This is a genomic window from Frankia sp. CcWB3, assembly GCF_977927595.1.
In genome coordinates this window covers 9,374-10,812 of record NZ_CDWRCK010000150.1, presented here as the reverse complement: position 1 = coordinate 10,812, position 1,439 = coordinate 9,374, and the positions used below count along the sequence as shown (strand labels likewise).

The window sequence follows — 1,439 nt, the reverse complement described above, 5'->3', positions numbered from 1 at the left end:
CGACAGATCCCGGCACCCGCCTCCGCAGCGTCGCCACCACAAGCCCGGCGACACCGGCGACCGCGCCCGCTCCCATCACCCCCGTGGGCCACGGCAGCGTCGCGGCAGGAAGATCGGCGCACCGGCCGGCGACCGTCACCAGCCACCAGCACGGCAGATCGGCGAGGTGCGCGAGCAGCCCGGCTGCTGACGGCGACACCGCCGCCACGACCAGCGTCAGTACCCCCAGCACGGTCGCCGGTGCGACGGCGGGCACGGCCAAGACGTTCGCTGGCACCGCCACGAGGCTCAGCCCCCCACCGGTCCAGGCCAACACCGGGGTGCACGCCAGCTGGGCGGCGGCCGCGACGGCGAGCACCTCGGCGATCCGCGCCGGCAGCCGCCGAGCGAGCGCGTCCCGCCAGCCCGGCGCAAAAACGATCATTCCGGCCGTGGCGAGGACGGACAGCGCGAAGCCGACCGAGAGGGCGAGCGCGGGATCCACCAGGACTAAGACGATCACGCTCGCCGCCAGGGAGGGCAGCACCGCCCTGGGACGGCCAATGGCGAGCCCGAGCAGGCCGACCAGACCCATCGCCCCGGCACGCAGCACGCTGGCCGAGGGCCGGGCGAGCACGACGAACCCGACGAGGGCGAGGGCTCCCACCGCGGCGCGCGACCGTGACCCACGCCCGGTCCATCCCATGAGGTAGAGCGCCGAGGCCGTCACGATGGCGACGTTGCTACCGGACACGGCCGTCAGATGGGACATTCCGGCGGCGCGGAAGTCCGCGCGCACCGCGTCGTCGAGCCCGGAGACGTCGCCGACCACGAGGCCGGGTAGCAGCCCGCGACGCGGTTCGGGCAGTCCCCCAGCGGCTCGACGCAGCCCGGCCCGTAGCCCCCCGGCGATTCGTTGGATCATGGTGGGCCCGCCGCGGGTCCGCGGTGGGCCGTTGGCGAACAGAACGGCGGCCACGGTGTCACCGACCCGAGGTTCGGCGAGCCTGCCGGAGACGACCAGGTGCTGGCTGGGCAGCAGAGCGCCCCAACCGCCGCCCCGCGCGAGCAGGACCATCGGGGCCCGGACCCGCAGATCCGCCGGGGGCGCGGTGAGGCGCTCCGCCCGGACGGAGATCACGAAGGTCACGCGATCGGCGCCGCCAGCGCCCTCTCCGGCTCCGGGCCCGGTTCCCGTCCGGACCGCGGTGGACGAGGAGGTGGCGCGGGGATCGTCGGTGACGACGACCTCGGCTGTGACCAGACGGCCATGCCGGACCAGATCGGCGAGCGGGCCGCTGTCACGTGGACGAGCCGCCAGTCCACCCGCGAAAAACCCGGCGGCCAGGAAGACGAGGGCCGTGAGAACGACGACGGCGACGGCGGAGCGCCGCCCGACGCCCCGGGTGAGCAGCGCGCTACGCGGCTGCGAGGGCAACGGCGACAGCGACGGCAACGGC

1 protein-coding gene is annotated in these 1,439 nt (G+C 75.1%); it reads right to left on the bottom strand.

Features of this window, described 5'->3' with window-relative positions:
• On the bottom strand, positions 1 to 1,435 hold a 1,435-nt coding region (locus ACY5KJ_RS12720; RefSeq protein WP_462203423.1), incomplete at its 3' end, for a ComEC/Rec2 family competence protein.
• Between the last annotated feature and the right edge of the window lie 4 nt (positions 1,436 to 1,439).